Annotated in this window: 12 protein-coding genes; 7 read left to right on the forward strand and 5 right to left on the reverse strand. The window is 62.7% G+C overall.

Features of this window, described 5'->3' with window-relative positions; translation table 11 throughout:
* Window positions 1-74: 74 nt before the first annotated feature.
* From speA to BM317_RS18705, 4 genes are all read right to left on the reverse strand, one after another.
* Window positions 75-1,988 carry an arginine decarboxylase gene (gene speA, locus BM317_RS18690; RefSeq protein ID WP_060739342.1) on the reverse strand — a complete coding sequence of 638 codons (1,914 nt, stop codon included), beginning with the start codon at window positions 1,986-1,988 and terminating at the stop codon, window positions 75-77.
* A 210-nt stretch (window positions 1,989-2,198) separates the two neighbouring features.
* Window positions 2,199-2,570 carry a translation initiation factor Sui1 gene (locus BM317_RS18695; RefSeq protein WP_003197435.1) on the reverse strand — a complete coding sequence of 124 codons (372 nt, stop codon included), beginning with the start codon at window positions 2,568-2,570 and terminating at the stop codon, window positions 2,199-2,201.
* Window positions 2,571-2,738: 168 nt separating this feature from the next.
* Window positions 2,739-3,296, reverse strand: a complete 558-nt coding sequence (locus BM317_RS18700; RefSeq protein WP_060739343.1) for an NUDIX hydrolase — start codon at window positions 3,294-3,296, stop codon at window positions 2,739-2,741.
* A 3-nt stretch (window positions 3,297-3,299) separates the two neighbouring features.
* Complete coding sequence (locus BM317_RS18705) at window positions 3,300-4,367, reverse strand: DUF2333 family protein (protein WP_060739344.1); 1,068 nt, start codon at window positions 4,365-4,367, stop codon at window positions 3,300-3,302.
* 284 nt (window positions 4,368-4,651) lie between these two features.
* Here BM317_RS18705 and BM317_RS18710 point away from each other — a divergent pair, with 284 nt between their 5' ends.
* The 5 genes from BM317_RS18710 to accC all read left to right on the forward strand — a co-directional run bounded on the left by BM317_RS18710 (window position 4,652) and on the right by accC (window position 10,979).
* Window positions 4,652-6,322, forward strand: a complete 1,671-nt coding sequence (locus BM317_RS18710) for a GGDEF domain-containing response regulator (RefSeq protein ID WP_092475610.1) — start codon at window positions 4,652-4,654, stop codon at window positions 6,320-6,322.
* 52 nt (window positions 6,323-6,374) lie between these two features.
* Window positions 6,375-8,321, forward strand: a complete 1,947-nt coding sequence (locus BM317_RS18715; protein ID WP_092171310.1) for a methyl-accepting chemotaxis protein — start codon at window positions 6,375-6,377, stop codon at window positions 8,319-8,321.
* 340 nt (window positions 8,322-8,661) lie between these two features.
* Window positions 8,662-9,117: a type II 3-dehydroquinate dehydratase gene (gene aroQ, locus BM317_RS18720; protein ID WP_072410269.1), complete on the forward strand. Its 456-nt coding sequence runs from the start codon at window positions 8,662-8,664 to the stop codon at window positions 9,115-9,117.
* 24 nt (window positions 9,118-9,141) lie between these two features.
* Complete coding sequence (gene accB / locus BM317_RS18725; protein ID WP_053118072.1) at window positions 9,142-9,606, forward strand: acetyl-CoA carboxylase biotin carboxyl carrier protein; 465 nt, start codon at window positions 9,142-9,144, stop codon at window positions 9,604-9,606.
* Between the two features lie 17 nt (window positions 9,607-9,623).
* The gene (gene accC / locus BM317_RS18730) at window positions 9,624-10,979 is read left to right on the forward strand and encodes an acetyl-CoA carboxylase biotin carboxylase subunit (protein ID WP_060739349.1); all 1,356 of its coding nucleotides are present in this window, start codon (window positions 9,624-9,626) and stop codon (window positions 10,977-10,979) included.
* 80 nt (window positions 10,980-11,059) lie between these two features.
* Here the strand turns inward: accC and BM317_RS18735 are convergent, their stop codons facing one another.
* Window positions 11,060-15,031, reverse strand: coding sequence for a dermonecrotic toxin domain-containing protein (locus BM317_RS18735; protein ID WP_092475613.1), 3,972 nt, complete (start codon window positions 15,029-15,031; stop codon window positions 11,060-11,062).
* Between the two features lie 191 nt (window positions 15,032-15,222).
* On the opposite strand from BM317_RS18735, the gene prmA reads away from it, so the two are divergent.
* Both prmA and BM317_RS18745 read left to right on the forward strand, forming a co-directional pair.
* Window positions 15,223-16,101, forward strand: coding sequence for a 50S ribosomal protein L11 methyltransferase (gene prmA, locus BM317_RS18740; protein ID WP_013692161.1), 879 nt, complete (start codon window positions 15,223-15,225; stop codon window positions 16,099-16,101).
* Between the two features lie 30 nt (window positions 16,102-16,131).
* On the forward strand, window positions 16,132-17,364 hold the full coding sequence (locus BM317_RS18745; protein WP_092475616.1) for a DUF3426 domain-containing protein: 1,233 nt from the start codon (window positions 16,132-16,134) through the stop codon (window positions 17,362-17,364).
* Window positions 17,365-17,405 lie beyond the last annotated feature (41 nt).

Raw genomic sequence — 17,405 nt, forward strand, 5'->3', positions numbered from 1 at the left:
ACCCGCGATGTGCGGTGTGTTTTCTGACAGCCCCGGTGGGCATTGAGGAGACGGCTATTGGCGCTGTCTCTCCATCAGGAAGACAGATACGACGAACGCGTCAGCCCCAGGCGCAGCGCATCGAGGAACTGAGTGCGCTCGGCGGCGCTGATGCGGGCGCTGGCGCACTTGTCGCGGTAGTGAGTCATCAACTCCTCCGGCGACAAGTGCACGTAGCGCAGCATGTCTTCAATGGTGTCGTGGGTTTCGATACCGGCGTGGTACACGCTGCCATCGGCGTTCTGGTAGATGTTCACCGAGTCGGTGTCGCCGAACAGGTTGTGCATGTCACCGAGGATTTCCTGGTAGGCGCCCACCAGGAAGATGCCTAGCAGGTAGTCTTCACCCGGATTGAGGGCGTGAACCGGCAGGCTGGTCTCGATGCTCTGCTCGTCGACGTACTGCTTGATCTTGCCGTCGGAGTCGCAGGTCAGGTCTTGCAGCACGGCGCGGCGCAGCGGCTCTTCGTCCAGGCGATGCAGCGGCAGGATCGGCAGCACCTGGCCGATGGCCCAGGTGTCCGGCAGGCTCTGGAACACCGAGAAGTTGCAAATGTATTTGTCGGCCAGCTTGTCATTGAGCTCATCCAGCACCTGGCGGTGCGAGCGCTGGCGGGCCTTCAACGAGTTGTGCAGACGACGGCACACGGCAAAGTAGCACTGCTCGGCCAAGGCTTTTTCCGCCAGGGTCAGCTTGCCGTCGGCATATTGGGTCGCCACATCGCTCATGTAGTGCGTGGCGCGCCAGTAGGTCTCGGTGACCATCTCGATATCGGTCGGGCCCAGCAGGTCAACCAGCCATTGCACGGTTTCCGGCAGTTCCTGCTTGTTGTCGATCACCGGCACGTCGTCGTTGTGTTTCTCGACGTCGGTCACCTGCACCACCAGCATCGCGTGGTGGGCGGTCAGCGAGCGGCCGCTTTCGGAGAAGATGTGCGGGTGCGGCAGGCTCTGGGCATCGCAGAACTCCTTGAGCATGCCGACCACGACACCGGCGTAATCGTCCATGTCGTAGTTGATCGAACTGGCGTTGCGCGAGTGCGTGCCGTCGTAGTCCACGCCGAGGCCACCGCCGACGTCGATGTGATCCACCGGCAGGCCGAGATTGCGCAGCTCGCCGTAGTAACGGATCGCTTCCTTGAAACCGTGCTGGTAGTCCGCCAGGTTGGCGATCTGCGAGCCCATGTGGAAGTGCAGCAGGCGAATGCCCTGGTCCAGGCCAGCGGCGCGGAAGCGCTCGACCACCGACAGCAGTTGCGCGGCCGACAAACCGAACTTGGATTTCTCGCCACCGGTATCGGCCCACTTGCTCGACGCCAGGGACGACAGGCGCACACGCAGGCCGACCTGTGGCTTGACCTTGAGCACCGCGGCCTCTTCGATCACCAGGCCGACTTCGGACTCTTTCTCGATGACGATGAAGACGTTGTGCCCCAGCTTCTGGCCCATCAGCGCCAGGCGGATGAATTCGCGGTCCTTGTAGCCGTTGCAGACAATGGTCCCGCCCTTCGGCGCGAGGGCCAGCACCGCCAGCAGCTCCGGCTTGGAACCGGCTTCCAGGCCGATGGAGACGTTCTGGGTGGCGATGATGTTCTCGATCACCGCTTCCTGCTGGTTGACCTTGATCGGGTAGAGCGCGGTGTACTTGCTCTGGTATTCCAGGCGCGCGATGTTGCTGTCGAACGCGCCGGTCAGCTGGCGCACACGGTCTTGCAGGATGTCGGGAAAGCGCACCAGCAACGGCAGCGAGAGGCCACTCTGACGCAACTGGTCGACTTGCTCGAACAGGTCGATGGGCGAACTGCCGGGACCGTTCGGACGGACTTCGACGCGACCGGCTTCATTGATCGCGAAATACCCGGCCCCCCAATGGCGAATCCCGTAAACGCTGCGGCTGTCCGCAACTGTCCATTGGCTGCCATCGTCTTTGCGTGTGCGTCGTACGGACATCGAAGTCCCCTATAAAGAAGTCAAAATGCACCATCCGGTCGGAGGCTGGGGCAGTCTAGAGAGTGAAAATGACGAATTGCCTGTTAGCAAGGTAGACCCTGCTCCCAGCGATGAGTTTAGAAACCCGTTCAGAACAGGCTCTGTGAAAACCATGCGGGCGACCTCGAACGTCGGTCCGGGTCAAGCCGAGGGTGGTTTTCACAGAAGCTGCTAGCCGCCGGATTTCTTTGCCTTGAAACCGTGCTTGACCAGTTCCGCCAGCAGCAGCTCGACGTGATCGCCCTGGATCTCGATGATGCCGTCTTTCAACGCACCACCGGTGCCACAACGTTTCTTCAATGTGGTGGCCAGTTCCTTGAGCGCGTCTTCGGCCAACGGCACGCCGGTGATCGTGGTCACCGTCTTGCCGCCGCGACCTTTGCTTTCACGGCGCACACGGGCAATGCCGTCACCGGCAGGGATGGCGGTCTGTTTGCAGATGCAGGCATCCACCGGTTGACGGCAATCAGGGCAATGACGACCGGCGTCGGTAGAAAATACCAGGCCGCCCAGGGCGGCGAAGGATGCGGCTTTTTTGGCCACCGGCAATCCTCTCGGGAGGACAAAGACTGGTCGAGGGGGAACTTGCCTCGACCGCGAAACCCCACTCAGGCAGGGGCAGCGCTACTGGACCGCAGACGCGGTTCAGCTTGAAAAGTCGCGCAGTGTAACGGCAAAAAGCCGACTTGCTAAGGGCCAATCAGCGCCAATTTATAGCTTCTTTGCGACGTCGCCACCCTGGGCACGCAAATAGCGTTCAAGCGCCGCCAGGGAGTCCGGGCAGTAAGGCATGCGCTGGATTTCATCGAGCACCTGTTCAAGTGGCAGGAAACGCGCTTCGAGGACTTCTTCGGGCTGCAGGACCAGCGGACCGTCCCACACCGCCGAGAACGCCGAGCACCACAGGCGGCTGCCGGGGTCTTCGAAATAAAAATGGTCGTGGGCAGTCAGTTCGACACCGCTCACGCCCAGTTCTTCCGCCAGCTCACGGGCGGCCGACTCGGCGTAGGTCTCGTCGGCCTGGACCATGCCGCCCGCCGCCACGTCCCAGAACCCCGGGTAGATGGCCTTGCTCAGGGTGCGCCGGTGAACACACAGTTCACCGGCCGAATTGAACAGCATGATGTAGGTGCCACGCCCAATCAGGCCGCGCTCGCGCAACTGCGAACGCACCAGGCTGCCGAGCAGGTTGTCGTGCTCGTCGACCCACGCGATCAGCTCGGCATCCGAGGCCGCTCGGTGAGCGACCTCCCTGGGGCTTTCGCTCATGGCTCAGCCCTGGTTCAGCAGTTGCCGCAAGTCGATGACCGCTGCGTTGGCCCGGGAAATGTAGTTGGCCATGACCAGCGAGTGGTTCGCCAGGACACCGAAGCCGCTGCCGTTGAGGATCATCGGGCTCCAGACCGGCTCCTGGGACGCTTCCAGTTCACGAATGATCTGCCGCACGCTGACCGTGGCGTTCTTTTTCGCCAGCACATCGGCGAAGTCCACTTCGATGGCGCGCAGCAGGTGCGACAGCGCCCAAGCCTGGCCGCGAGCTTCATAGAACACGTTGTCGATTTGCAGCCACGGGGTCTCGACCACCTCTTCATCCACCTGCGGCACCTGGCCCGGGGCCGTGACTTCGGTTTTCAGCGAGGTGTTGAGCTTGACCCGGCCAACGCTGGCCGACAGGCGCTGGGACAACGAGCCCAGGCGCGTGCCGACGTCCCCCAGCCAGTTGTTCAGGTTGTCGGCGCGGGCGTAGAACAGCGCGCTTTTCTGGTTCGGATCGGACAGCCGGGCCTGGTAGCGGCTCAGGGAGTTGATGCCTTCCTGGTATTCGGATTCGCTGGAAGGCAGTACCCAACTGCGGTTGTCGAAGTTGAAGCGCGGCTCGGCCTTGGCCAGGTCGGCGTCCTCGGCGGACTGGGACTGGGAACGGGCGAAGTCCTTGCGCAGGGCGCGGCTCAGGTCGCGAACCTGCACCAGCACGCCGTATTCCCAGCTGGGCATGTTGTCCATCCACAAGCCTGGCGGGAAGCGGTCGTTGGAAATGTAGCCGCCTTGCTTGGTCAGCAGGGTCCCGGCCACGGTCTTGAGCGTCTCGACCGTGGTGTAGCCCACCACCATTTGCCGGCCATCCTTCTCGGCGGCGGCCTGGGCGTTCTGCTGCACGGGGAACAACGCGGGCTCCTGGCTCCAGTACCAGCCGAGGGCAATGGTCACCAGCAGGTAAAGGCCGATCAGCGTGGCCAGTGCGCGGCTGAAAAAAAGCCCACCCAGGTAGCTGCGGGTGTCCGATTTCGGCTCGGCGGCACGTTCAGGCGCGCTGCCCGCGCGGTTTTTCCAGTCCAGCATGGCGATGTTCCTTCAATCACTTGAGTTCTCGGTTCGACCACAACCCTACGCCATCGTGCCTGATTTGAAACGCGATAATGCGGCGCCAATCATGCCGGGCGCGACAGGGCAATCGAACAGCACTATAAAGGAAGCGTTGCCATCGGCCTACGAGACTGTCCAGTCACAAACTGAATGGGCCGACTGGACAGAATATTGACGTATGACACTCATGCGGAGGAAAAGAGGTGCTAGCATAGAGCCACCAGTCGACCTCAGCATGCACCCTCACTAGTAGTCAGGATATGACCGAGCCAGAAGACCCCAGCCGTGAGCGCCTCAAGCACCACTTTGCCCAGCGGGTAATTCATCAGGCTCGCCAGATCCTGGAGATTTGGCAGCGCCTGCAACGCAGCGAGTGGTCAAGCACCGACCTGGCGGAGCTCAGCGAAGCCAATCTGCGCCTGCTGCGCTTTGCCGAGCGCTTCGAACAGCCCGAGCATTCCCTGCTGGCCCAAAGCATCAGCCAGTCGCTGCAAGCGGTGGACGCCAATCGCGGGCGCCTGAGCAGCCACCTGATCACCGAAATCAACCGCTTGATGCAGCGCTTGTCTCGCACCGGCCTGCGCCACGGCGACCAGCTCGAACAAACCTTCCTGCCGCCGCTGCGCAAACCCATCTACGTGATGCTGCAGGACCATGACCGCGCCGAACGCCTGGCCAAGCAATTGGAGTTCTTCGGCCTCAGCGCCCAGGCACTGGACAGTGTCGCGGCGTTCCGGGCCTCGATGATCGAGCGCCTGCCGGCGGCGATTGTCATGGACGTAGACTTCAGCGGCCCGGGCACCGGCCTGAAACTGGCCGCCGAAGCCCAGGAAGGCCTGGAACAACCATTGCCGCTGCTGTTCTTCAGCTTGCTGGAAACCGACACCCCGACACGCCTGGCCGCGGTACGCGCCGGCGGGCAGGAATTCCTCACCGGCACCCTCGAAGCCTCGAGCCTGCTGGAAAAGATCGAAGTGCTGACCTGCGTCGCCCAGTACGACCCCTACAAAGTGCTGATCATCGATGACTCCCGCGCCCAGGCGTTGCACACCGAGCGCCTGCTCAACAGCGCCGGCATCATCACCCGCACACTGATCGAGCCGATCCAGGCCATGGCCGAACTGGCGGATTTCCAGCCCGACCTGATCATCCTCGACATGTACATGCCAGCCTGCACCGGCACGGAACTGGCCAAGGTCATCCGTCACAATGACCGCTATGTCAGCGTGCCGATCATCTACCTGTCCGCCGAAGACGACCTGGACAAGCAACTCGACGCCATGAGCGAAGGTGGCGACGACTTCCTGACCAAACCGATCAAACCCCGGCACTTGATCACCACCGTGCGCAACCGCGCCGCCCGGGCGCGCAATCTCAAGGCGCGGATGGTGCGCGACAGCCTCACCGGCCTGTACAACCACACCCATATCCTGCAACTGCTCGAGGATTGCAGCTTCCGCGCCCGTCGCGAAGGCAAACCCCTGAGCTTCGCCATGCTCGACATCGATCACTTCAAACGGGTCAATGACAGCCACGGCCACCCCATGGGCGACCGGGTGATCAAGAGCCTGGCGCTGTTTCTCAAGCAGCGCCTGCGCAAGACCGACTTCATCGGCCGTTACGGCGGCGAAGAGTTCGCCATCGTCATGCCCGACACCGACATCGACGCCGCCTGCAAAGTACTGGATGAAATTCGCCAGCGCTTTGCCGAAATCCACTACCCGGCCCAACCCCATGATCTGTGGTGCACCTTCAGCGCTGGCGTAGTGGAGATGAGCGATGACTCCGACAGCCTGATGATGGCCAGTCAGGCGGACGAAGCGCTGTACCGAGCCAAGCACGCCGGACGCAACCGGGTACAAAGCGCCCGACAATCAAAGCAAAGTGCCACCTTTTCATCGGAATCGACTGATTCGGTCATAAACCTGTAACGCAAACGCAATAACTTCAGGCACTTACGATTCTGCCCTCGGTAGACCCTTGATGCGCCTGAAGCTGCTGACCAATCTCAACACCGTTCTTTTAGTTGCCGTCTGCCTGGGCCTCGGAGCCACTTTGTGGTGGTCGCAAATCGCCCTGGAACGGCCCTACTTTCTGATGGAGCGCTACCTGGGCCTGTCGCGGCAATTCCAGGGCGAAGTGGCGCGCAACATCGAGGACTACCTGGCCAGCGGCGACGCCTTGCGCCTGAGCGCGGCCACCCAGGCCTTGGAGACGCTGCAGAAAGACCTCGACCAGTTTCCCCCGGAGCTGGCCAAGACCCTGCGTCCGAGCCTGTCGAACCTCGACGGCTTCAGCAGGACCGATCTGCTGGCCGCCGGCAAACTGGCTGGCGATCCACAGGCCTTGTTGCTGCAGGCCGAGCGTGAGCTGAGCGCCAGTCTCGATCAACTGGCCCAATACGCCAATGGCGCCCCGGCCTACCTGCCCCCGCTGTTTGCCGCTTCGCAGCACCTGGGTCGGTTGTCCCTCACGCGGGACAAACTGGTCAGCAGCGGCCACAGCGAATTGGCCGCCGATGTCGAACGGGAACTGGCGAGCATCCGTGTCGAAGCCGAACGCCTCGACGGCCTGCCCCTGCTGGGCGTCACCGCCAGCAGCGAATCGGGCAGCGATGATTTCGCCGCGCTGATGGGCCTGGAAACCCAGGAAAAAACCGCCGCCGAAGATGCTGGCATCGCCCTCAAGCGCGAACTCAACAGCCTGCTCGGCCGTTACCCGGCGGAATTGACCCGCACCCGCGAACTGATCCAGAAACGCACCGAGCTGAGCAATGCCACGCACCTGAAAATCGCCGACGTGCAAACGGCGATCGATACCCTGGAACCGGCGGTACGGGCCCAGCATGGGCAGATCCAGGGAGAGGTTCGCATGATCCAGGGGGTGATGATCGGCCTGATCCTGCTGATCGCGCTGCTCATCGACACCTTGCAGCGGCGCCTGGCCCGTACCTTGACGCACCTGGCTCCAGCCCTGTCGACCTGGGCCGAGGGAGACTTCAGCCGAGACATCCACGTGGGCGCCAGCAACCGCGAAATGCAGGACATCGAGGCTTCGCTCAATCGGCTGCGCGCTTACCTGGTGGACCTGGTGGGCACCATTCGGGTGAACGCCGAACAGGTCGCCGGCAGCAGCCGGACCCTGGCCGAGCTGAGCGGCGAACTGCACAGTGGTGCGGAGGATCAGGCCGACGATACGGCGCTGATCCGTGATTCCCTCAGCGAGCTGGAAGCGACCATCCAGCAAGTGGCCGGCGATGCCAGCCAAGCCGCAGACGCCAGCCGCAGCGCCGGGCAAGCGGTGGAGCAAGGGCAGAAAGTCATCGGCCTGAGCCTCACGGGCCTGCATGCGTTGGTGGGGGAAGTGCAAGGCAACGCGCAGATGATCGAACAACTGGCCGAGGAATCGGCCACCATCGGCGGCGTGCTGACGGTGATTCGCTCGATTGCCGACCAGACCAACCTGCTGGCGCTCAACGCGGCCATCGAAGCGGCTCGCGCCGGGGAAATGGGCCGGGGTTTTGCCGTGGTGGCCGAGGAAGTCCGTTCCCTGGCCCAGCGCACGGCCGGCGCCACTGCCGAAATCCAGACACTGATCGCCCGCCTGCAACTGGCCGCGCGCCAATCGGTGGATGGCATGCGCGCCCAGGTCGAACACGCCGAAGCCACCGCCAACCAGGCGCAAGCGGCCGACGGTGCGCTGGATGAGATCGTCGGCGCCATCCAGACCATCTCCGACACGGCGGTACGCATCGCCGACGTCACCGCCCAGCAAAGCGGCGCTGTCAGCGAAATCCGCGATCACAGCGAGCGGATTCATCAACTGGGCGCAGACAACCTGCTGCGCATCGGCCAGGGCCGGGAACAGGGTGACAATCTGCTGGTGCTGGGCGGACGTTTGCACACCGCCGTGCAGGCATTTCGGGTTTAGCGCCACAGACTGCATGAATCACTGTGGGAGGCCCGGGAATTGATGCTCACCGCCGATCCCCAGTGGGAGCGAGCTTGCTCGCGATAGCGGCGGGTCAGCTTGCATCGATGCTGGATGTGCCGCCGTCATCGCGAGCAAGCTCGCTCCCACATTGATTCGGAGGGCCCCTCCCACAGCCGTGCGGTTTCCAACCGCATGACCGGATCAGAGACCTGGGTCACAAATTTCGCGCAAACATCGCTCATCGTGCTGGCTATTGCCGAGAACTGGACAGTCATTAAGGCTTTGCGGCATAGTCGCCGGGTTCTGATAACTGCTCACAGATAACAAGGAACAGCGGATGGCGACCCTATTGGTCCTGCACGGACCCAACCTGAACCTGCTGGGCACCCGTGAACCGGGCGTCTACGGCGCCGTGACACTGGCCCAGATCAACCAGGACCTGGAACAGCGGGCCCGCAACGCCGGCCATCATTTGCTCTATCTGCAAAGCAACGCCGAATATGAACTGATCGACCGCATCCATGCCGCCCGTGGCGAAGGCGTGGATTTCATTTTGATCAATCCAGCAGCTTTTACACATACAAGTGTCGCATTACGTGACGCGCTGCTGGCGGTGAGCATCCCATTCATCGAAGTGCACTTGTCCAACGTGCACAAACGCGAACCTTTCCGCCATCACTCCTACTTCTCCGATGTAGCAGTGGGAGTGATCTGCGGCCTTGGCGCCAGCGGTTACCGACTGGCCCTGGAGGCCGCCCTAGAGCAGCTTGAACAACAAGCTATACGCCCCTGACCGACCCTTGGGAGTTGATGATTCATGGATATCCGTAAAGTTAAGAAATTGATCGAATTGCTGGAAGAGTCCGGCATCGACGAGCTTGAGATCAAGGAAGGCGAAGAGTCCGTACGCATCAGCCGCCACAGCAAGACCCCGGCCCAGCAGTTCTATGCACCGGCCCCGATGCAGGCTCCGGCCGCCGCGCCTGCTCCGGCAGCAGCCCCGGTTGCCGCCGCAGCGCCAGCCGCACCGGCGGCACCGACGCTGAACGGCACTGTCGCTCGTTCGCCAATGGTGGGCACGTTCTATCGCAAGTCTTCGCCATCCTCGCCGTCCTTCGTTGAAGTCGGCCAGACCGTGAAGAAAGGCGACACCCTGTGCATCGTCGAAGCCATGAAGATGATGAACCACATCGAAGCTGAAACCAGCGGTGTGATCGAATCCATCCTCGTCGAAGACGGCCAGCCGGTTGAGTACGACCAACCGCTGTTCACCATCGTTTGAACCGCGGAGAGCCTTTGATGACTGCGAAGTTGGAAAAAGTTCTGATCGCTAACCGCGGTGAGATCGCCCTGCGGATTCTGCGTGCCTGCAAAGAGATGGGCATCAAGACCGTCGCCGTTTACTCCAAGGCCGACAAAGAACTGATGCACCTGGGCCTGGCGGACGAATCCGTCTGCATCGGTCCGGCGTCGGCTGCGCACTCCTACCTGCACATCCCGGCGATCATCGCCGCTGCCGAAGTGACCGGCGCCACCGCCATTCACCCGGGCTACGGTTTCCTGGCGGAAAACGCCGACTTCGCCGAACAGGTGGAAAACTCCGGTTTTGCCTTCATTGGTCCGAAAGCCGACACCATCCGCCTGATGGGCGACAAGGTTTCGGCCAAGCACGCCATGATCGCGGCTGGTGTACCGACCGTTCCGGGTTCCGACGGCCCGCTGCCTGAAGACGAAGAAACCGCTTTGCGCATTGGTCGCGAAGTCGGTTATCCGGTGATCATCAAGGCCGCTGGCGGCGGCGGTGGTCGCGGCATGCGCGTGGTACACAAGGAAGAAGACCTGATTTCCTCGGCGAAGCTGACCCGCTCCGAAGCTGGCGCGGCGTTCGGCAACCCGATGGTCTACCTGGAAAAATTCCTGACCAACCCGCGTCACGTTGAGGTCCAGGTGCTGTCCGACGGCCAGGGCCAGGCCATCCACCTGGGCGACCGCGACTGCTCGCTGCAACGTCGTCACCAGAAGGTCCTCGAAGAAGCGCCGGCACCGGGCATCGACGAGCAGGCTCGCCAGGAAGTCCTGGCACGTTGCGTCAAGGCGTGTATCGACATCGGCTATCGCGGCGCCGGCACCTTCGAGTTCCTGTACGAGAACGGTCGTTTCTACTTCATCGAAATGAACACCCGTGTTCAGGTGGAGCACCCGGTTTCGGAAATGGTCACCGGCATCGACATCGTCAAGGAGATGCTCAGCATCGCCGCCGGCAACAAGCTGTCGTTCACCCAGGATGACGTGGTCATCCGCGGTCACGCGCTGGAATGCCGGATCAACGCCGAAGACCCGAAAACCTTCATGCCAAGCCCAGGCACGGTCAAGCATTTCCATGCCCCGGGCGGCAATGGCGTTCGCGTCGATTCGCACCTGTACAGCGGTTATGCCGTTCCGCCGAACTACGATTCGCTGATCGGCAAGCTGATCACCTACGGGGCGACCCGTGAAGAAGCCATGGCGCGCATGCGCAATGCCCTGGACGAAATCGTGGTAGACGGGATCAAGACCAACATCCCGCTGCACCGCGATCTCGTACGTGACGAAGGCTTCTGCAAAGGCGGCGTCAACATCCATTACCTGGAGCACAAGCTGGGCAACCAGCACTGATACTTCACGTGATGTAAAAAGACCCCGGTCCATTGGCCGGGGTCTTTTTTTGTGCGCGCCTCAAAAGAGCAAGTGATGGATCACTTCAACTCCACCATGGAGTACGCGTGTGATTCGACCTTCGCAGCATTCGCCCGCCTCCCCTGCTGGGTGAGCACGACGCCGTTGGCATTTTCGACCAGAATGTCGCTGCGCATGCGCGCCATGAATCCGCGAGCTCGCATGGACACCGGGTCAGTGTTGTTCTTCGCTCGCGCCAGGACGGGTATGTAAAAGCGTTCGACCTGGCTGCCGGACGTCTTGAATACCGACGTGACACCCGTGCGCAGATCCAGTGACACGCCATAGTTATTACCCAGGCAGGAAGAATACGACCAGTGATCCCAGGTCGGTCGCAGCCCGTGCTTCCTCATCACCTGCCTGACCGGCTCGCCGATGTCAGCCCCCGTCAACCAGTCCCCGCCGACCAAGGTGGCACGAACATCCTTGGCCGCCCCCCCCAGGCGCCGCATCACATCCCGGACACTTCGCTCGATCAGCGCGCGGATGTTGTGATCGAAATGGATGACTGCTCCGACCCGGGTGGTCGGGTTGTACAACGAAGCGATCACGCACGTCTGTGCATTGAGCGAGAACAGGTAGTTGTCCGCCGCCTCGCTGAACCTCGCCACCACGGCCTCGCCCTGCAACGCGCCCCTGGTCACGTCCGGGAAGACATGTCCGGGGAACGCCTCGCGCAAATCGCCTATTCGCCCCAGGTTGCGCACCTCATCATTGCCGCCGCGCAAACCGACTTTGTTATGAGTCCACTTGCCATTCGCCATCCTGCGGATGGGCAATTTGTAAATAGCGCCGGGACGCCGGGCATCCACCAGGCACAGGCCGCCAAAGTATGGGTCCCTCTTCACCTGGTAGTACCTGCCCCCGCTCGCGATGTAGTAAGTGCTCCGCGGTTGCGAAGCGCTGGGCGGGCTGCGATAGGTGCCGAAAAAAATCCCCTCATCCGTCACCAACTGCAGATTCTCTGGTGTTCTGCCGACCGCCTGCTGCGGCTTGAGGCGTATGGCCGGAACCAGCGGCCCGGACTCTTTGGCGACCACCGGTGAGGCGCTTCTCAAGCGTTGCGCAGACAATGACAAGGGCTTCACGGCGCGCTGCAAGTGCCTGGCCGCGTGCCCCAGTGCCGTGGCCATGCTGGCGGCGCCGAGCGTGGCGAACAGCGTTCCCCAGGTCGCGATCAACCAGTGACCGAGCGCTTCTTCCGTGTCACCTCCCACGTGCCCCTGGATGGCCTGCCTGGCGCTGACGGCAATCAAGCCAATATCCAGCAACAAGGCAAAGGGCGGATAAACCATGCACACCGGAACAACCGCGAAGATCAGGCCTTGGAATACTTGGTTGCGGATCATTTCGGCACGACTGGTGGTGATGTCCTCCACATCGGTGACAGCGCGCTCGACGCCGGCATCGAACTCGGCACGGGTATCAATCAGCCGATTGAGTTCACGCAATGTGTCGACACGAGTGGTCCCGGCGGCCAGCGCCAACAGTGTCCGCTCCACGGCGGCACGGGCGACGAGTGCGACCCGCTCCAGTACGTAATCGTGCAATTGCGCGGCGATGCTCCCGGAAAACGCCAGGTACGGGCGAAACAGGATGCCGTCCGGCGCATCGGGTGTGTACAACCAGTAAGAAGCCTTCGGATCGAAGTAGGTGAACACATAGACGCCCAACACCACATGGCCGGCGACGGTCAGCTTGATCACGCCTTCACGCGTCACGGCGACACCGGGGTACGTGGCGCTGCTTGCAGGTCGCCCATCACTCAATAGCGTGACTTGCCGGGTGAGCCACTGGAACGCTTCGGCGCTCAACAGCGACTTGCCGTAAGCCACACGCAGGTCGCGGTCCATCCTGGCCAACAGCATGTAGCAGTATGCCTCGCGGCGCTTGGCATACTCGGGCGCCGTGGCGTCGAGGAAGCCAGCACGGATGTGCCTGGCATATCGCTCACCCAAGTAGGCCACGCGAATATAGGACGCCAGATCGGCACTGCGAACCTGCGTCAAATCCTGCCCGACAGAAGAACGCACGCCCTTGGCGGGGTCGTCGATGTCCGCGTTGCGCTCGTATCCGTAGATGGCCAAGTGCAGCAGGCTGGCGGTTTTTTTCTCGGCGGCCAGCCCCGGACTGTAGTCGATGAAGACCGTGGCAGGATCGACCGCCTCAAGCACACCCTTGCTGCGCATGTAGGGCCCGATCATGTCGGCGAAGGTACGCTTGGCGAAGTCCATGAACACTTCATAGCCCACGAACTGCTCATCGAATACTTGCCGCTGAACCAAGAATTCCTGGCTCAGGCCGCTGATATTGCGCCGGGACTCAAGCGGCAACGCCGAGTACCAACGAGGCGACTCGCTCAGCTCCACGTGTGCCAGGTTATTGGCCAGGCCGGTCGAGACAGCGTTCTGCAGACAGGTCTTGAAACTTGCCTGCGTGCCCCTGAGGTCTTGTTCCAGATCCCAGGAAACCGGCTTTTCCATCACACGGGCAAAGTACGCTCGGGCCTGTCCACGATCAGTCGGCGAGAGTTGCTGCAACAGATACTCGCGACCGGCCTGGTGTTGGGTCCAGGCTCCGACTTCGCCGCTCAGGGCCCGCAGCGAAGGCAACTCGATCCATTCCTGGCCATCGGGTTTGCCGGGGGCGAACAGCAGCAGGCCACTGACAGCACCGCCCACGTCTTCACGATAAAACACCAGGAGATCGGCACACTTCAGGCCATGGGGAAGCACCAGGCTGGCGACACGCAACCCGCCGGCGATTGGCGTTGCGCCGTCGCTTTCCCAGAGGGCAGCGAGGTGATCATGACTGGTCACCGACAACTGGCCGGCACAACGGGCGACAAACGCACTGTGCTGCAACCGCGCCACAAACCAATCGAGCATGGCGTCCTTCAGATCCCCACCCTCGTAGCGTTCGGCCAAAGCTGGCAAGTACCCGGCAGGCGCGTCGACGCTGGCCAACAACTGCGCAATGAAGGCCGGTGAAAGAGGCTGGTTACGGAGCATGCCGCCGTTCTCGACCAGGAACACCGACACCGCGTCCGGCCGGACCGGGCCTGCCGCCACCAGCTCACTCAGGCTGTAGGTGCGTACGGGCTGACCAATGACCGTTCGCCACTGCAGCTGCACACGAATGCTGTCCGGCTCGACCTCCATGTCCAACTCATGCCTGACATAGTCCCTGGCCAATTGCCGAGCGAAGGCCCGCAGCGAGCCCAGGCCATCGACCCGCTCATCCACCAGCGCCTGCGCCAGCGCGGCCTGACTCTCGAAAGCCCGCAACAATTCACGATCTGGAGGGCTCAGCCCCCGCAGCCAATGCGGCAACTGCAATCGCGCCAGCGCACCAAGGTCCCGGCGCTCGGCCGTGGTTGCCAACACGGTCAAGCGACTCGTCCGGCGCCAGCCGTCCTGGAGCGCTTCGATCTGTTCTCGCAACTCGTCGACACCCAGGCCAACCAGACGGTCAGGCCGAAACAGCTCGTCGACCGCTCCCCTGTGCTCGTCCAGTTTTTGCCTGACCACGTCTTCGAGGGAGGCATCGTACGCAGTCATTCGCCAATGCCGCCGCAGATAGTCCTTGTAGTGATCGACAAACCTTGAGGCCACGCCCTCCACCACCTGGACAACGAACGCCCGGCGCTCGGCCGCAAAACCCAAGTCTGGCCCGTCGGGCCAACGGTAGGGCGCGTCTTGCTCCTCGTCATACACCACAGGCGCCTGGTCGATCATGCGCTGCAGCACGGTATCGAGCAGGGTACCCAGGAAGTGTGGATCGATATTGCCTTGGTAGTGGTAGGTGCGCAGCTCGACCAGCAAGAACTCTTCCAGCACCTCCAGCAGGCTCATCTGGGTGTGCAGTCGCGCATCGATCGCCGCCTGCCAACGTATCAGTTTCTCCAGGATCGCCCGTGCGGTCGCCACCGGCGGGGAATCGACCGACCCCGTGCGTTCCATGTTGCCTTGCCGTTCGGCAATGATGTCCATGCACAATCCTCCCTGTTGTGTGGACCGGCACCTTATCCGCCCTGCGACATGCCCATGGCATACATATATATATCGAAACACCGCCCCGACGACGCGAGACTCGCTTATCCACTTTGGCCGCGACCTGGCGTACACTGCGCGCCTTTGCAGCCCTGCGCTGCCCCCTGTGGATTTTTTCAAAGGTGCCCGCCATGCCTTGGCTGCAAGTACGCCTGGCCATCAGCCCGGAACAAGCCGAAACCTACGAAGACGCGTTTCTTGAAGTAGGCGCTGTATCGGTAACCTTCATGGACGCCGAAGACCAGCCGATCTTCGAGCCGGAGCTCAATACCACCCCGCTGTGGTCCCACACCCACCTGCTGGCCCTGTTCGAAGGCGGCACCGAGGCAGCCAGCGTGCTGGCCCATCTTGAGCTGTTGACCGGCAGCCCGCTGCCCGAGCATCACAGTGAAGTGATCGAGGACCAGGACTGGGAACGCAGCTGGATGGACAACTTCCAGCCGATGCGTTTCGGCCAGCGCCTGTGGATCGTCCCGAGCTGGCATGCCGCGCCAGAGCCGGACGCGGTCAACCTGCTGCTGGACCCGGGCCTGGCGTTCGGCACCGGCACCCACCCGACCACCGCGCTGTGCCTGGAATGGCTCGACGGCCAGGACCTGAAGGGCTGCAACGTACTCGACTTTGGCTGCGGCTCGGGGATCCTGGCGATTGCCGCGCTCCTGCTGGGCGCCCGGGAAGCGGTCGGCACCGACATCGACGTCCAGGCCCTGGAAGCCTCCCGCGACAATGCCGGGCGCAACAACATCGCCGAAGCCCTGTTCCCGCTGTATTTGCCCCAGGACTTGCCACAAGTCCAGGCCGACGTGCTGGTGGCCAACATCCTGGCCGGCCCGCTGGTATCCCTGGCGCCGCAACTGTCGAGCCTGGTCAAGCCGGGCGGACGCCTGGCGCTGTCGGGCATCCTTGCCGAACAAGGTGAAGAAGTCGCCGCCGCTTATGCCGCGGACTTTGACCTGGACCCGATCGCCAATCGCGATGGCTGGGTGCGCATCACCGGACGTCGGCGCTAGAATGAGCGCCTGTATCCACCGGATTGCCGCATGACTGACAGCTTCGTCACCCAGTGCCCGCATTGCCACACCCGTTTTCGCGTCAGCCATGCTCAATTGAGCGTGGCCCGCGGGGTGGTTCGTTGCGGCTCGTGCCTGCAGGTGTTCAATGCCGCACAGCAGTTGCTGGAACAACGCACAGCCAGGCAAGCGGCGCCTGCCGTAGCGCCACCCGCCAAGCCGACCGCCGAAGCTCCGCCCCGGGCGATCAGCCAGAAACAGTGGAGCGCCGCCGAGCTGGATCTGGATGACCTGGACAAGGAACTGGCGCGCCTGGAGCGCCGCGACAATCGCGCCCCGGGCAATGCCGGCCGGCGCCGGGAAGACAACCTGAGCGCGCAACGCGATTCGCTCTCCAGCGAGCAGCAAACCTGGCCCGACAGCCTGTACAGCGAAACCTCGAACGAGCGCGTCGAAACCGTCCTCGATACCCCCTTCGAACCGTTCGAACCCCACGAACCGGCGCGACCGCCGCGTACCGAGCCGTCCCTGTCCCTGGCCCTCGAACCGCTGGAACCGGACGACGAGCCGGTCGCCCCGCTCCACCTCGCGCCGGACGACGAGCCCGACGAACACCTCGAGCGCCTGTCCGCCACCGATGACCACGACCACGACGATGAGCCCGAGCGACCGCTGCCACTGCGCAAGTCACGGGAACGCCAGGAGCCGGGGATACGCGCCGAGGCCCTCCACGACCTCGACGACGACCCGCTGCAACTGGACTGGCGCAAACGCCGCTCGCCCTGGGGCCGACGCCTGTTGTGGGCCCTGCTGATCCTGCTCGCCGCCGCGGCCCTGGGTGGCCAATACATCGCCTACCATTTCGAAGAACTGGCCCGCCAGGACCAGTACCGGCCGTGGTTCCTGCAAATCTGTCCGACCATCGGTTGCGACGTACCGTCCAAGGTCGACATCGCCAAGATCAAAAGCAGCAACCTGGTGGTGCGCAGCCATCCGGAGTTCAGCGGCGCCCTGGTGGTGGACGCGATCATCTACAACCGTGCGCCCTTCTCCCAACCTTTTCCGTTGCTGGAGCTGCGCTTTGCCGACCTCAACGGGCACCTGATCGCCAGTCGTCGCTTCAAGCCCGGGGAGTACCTGGGTGGCGATCTCGAGGGCCGCGGCGAAATGCCGCCGCAAACGCCCATCCACATCGCGCTGGATATCCTGGATCCTGGCCCCAAGGCGGTGAACTACAGCTTGAGCTTTCATTCTCCCGAATGAAACCGGCCAGGGTCGGCCAATTGACGGCAGCTTTCTGACTG

Source organism: Pseudomonas sp. NFACC24-1, assembly GCF_900115235.1.
Classification (GTDB): Bacteria; Pseudomonadota; Gammaproteobacteria; order Pseudomonadales; family Pseudomonadaceae; genus Aquipseudomonas; species Aquipseudomonas fluorescens_AA.

Coding starts and splice junctions, on each gene's coding strand:
- speA (WP_060739342.1), bottom strand. CDS start 1,988: ATGTCCGTACGACGCACACGCAAAGACGATGGCAGCCAATGGACAGTT.
- BM317_RS18700 (WP_060739343.1), bottom strand. CDS start 3,296: ATGAGCGAAAGCCCCAGGGAGGTCGCTCACCGAGCGGCCTCGGATGCC.
- BM317_RS18705 (WP_060739344.1), bottom strand. CDS start 4,367: ATGCTGGACTGGAAAAACCGCGCGGGCAGCGCGCCTGAACGTGCCGCC.
- BM317_RS18710 (WP_092475610.1), top strand. CDS start 4,652: ATGACCGAGCCAGAAGACCCCAGCCGTGAGCGCCTCAAGCACCACTTT.
- BM317_RS18715 (WP_092171310.1), top strand. CDS start 6,375: ATGCGCCTGAAGCTGCTGACCAATCTCAACACCGTTCTTTTAGTTGCC.
- aroQ (WP_072410269.1), top strand. CDS start 8,662: ATGGCGACCCTATTGGTCCTGCACGGACCCAACCTGAACCTGCTGGGC.
- accB (WP_053118072.1), top strand. CDS start 9,142: ATGGATATCCGTAAAGTTAAGAAATTGATCGAATTGCTGGAAGAGTCC.
- accC (WP_060739349.1), top strand. CDS start 9,624: ATGACTGCGAAGTTGGAAAAAGTTCTGATCGCTAACCGCGGTGAGATC.
- BM317_RS18735 (WP_092475613.1), bottom strand. CDS start 15,031: ATGGACATCATTGCCGAACGGCAAGGCAACATGGAACGCACGGGGTCG.
- prmA (WP_013692161.1), top strand. CDS start 15,223: ATGCCTTGGCTGCAAGTACGCCTGGCCATCAGCCCGGAACAAGCCGAA.
- BM317_RS18745 (WP_092475616.1), top strand. CDS start 16,132: ATGACTGACAGCTTCGTCACCCAGTGCCCGCATTGCCACACCCGTTTT.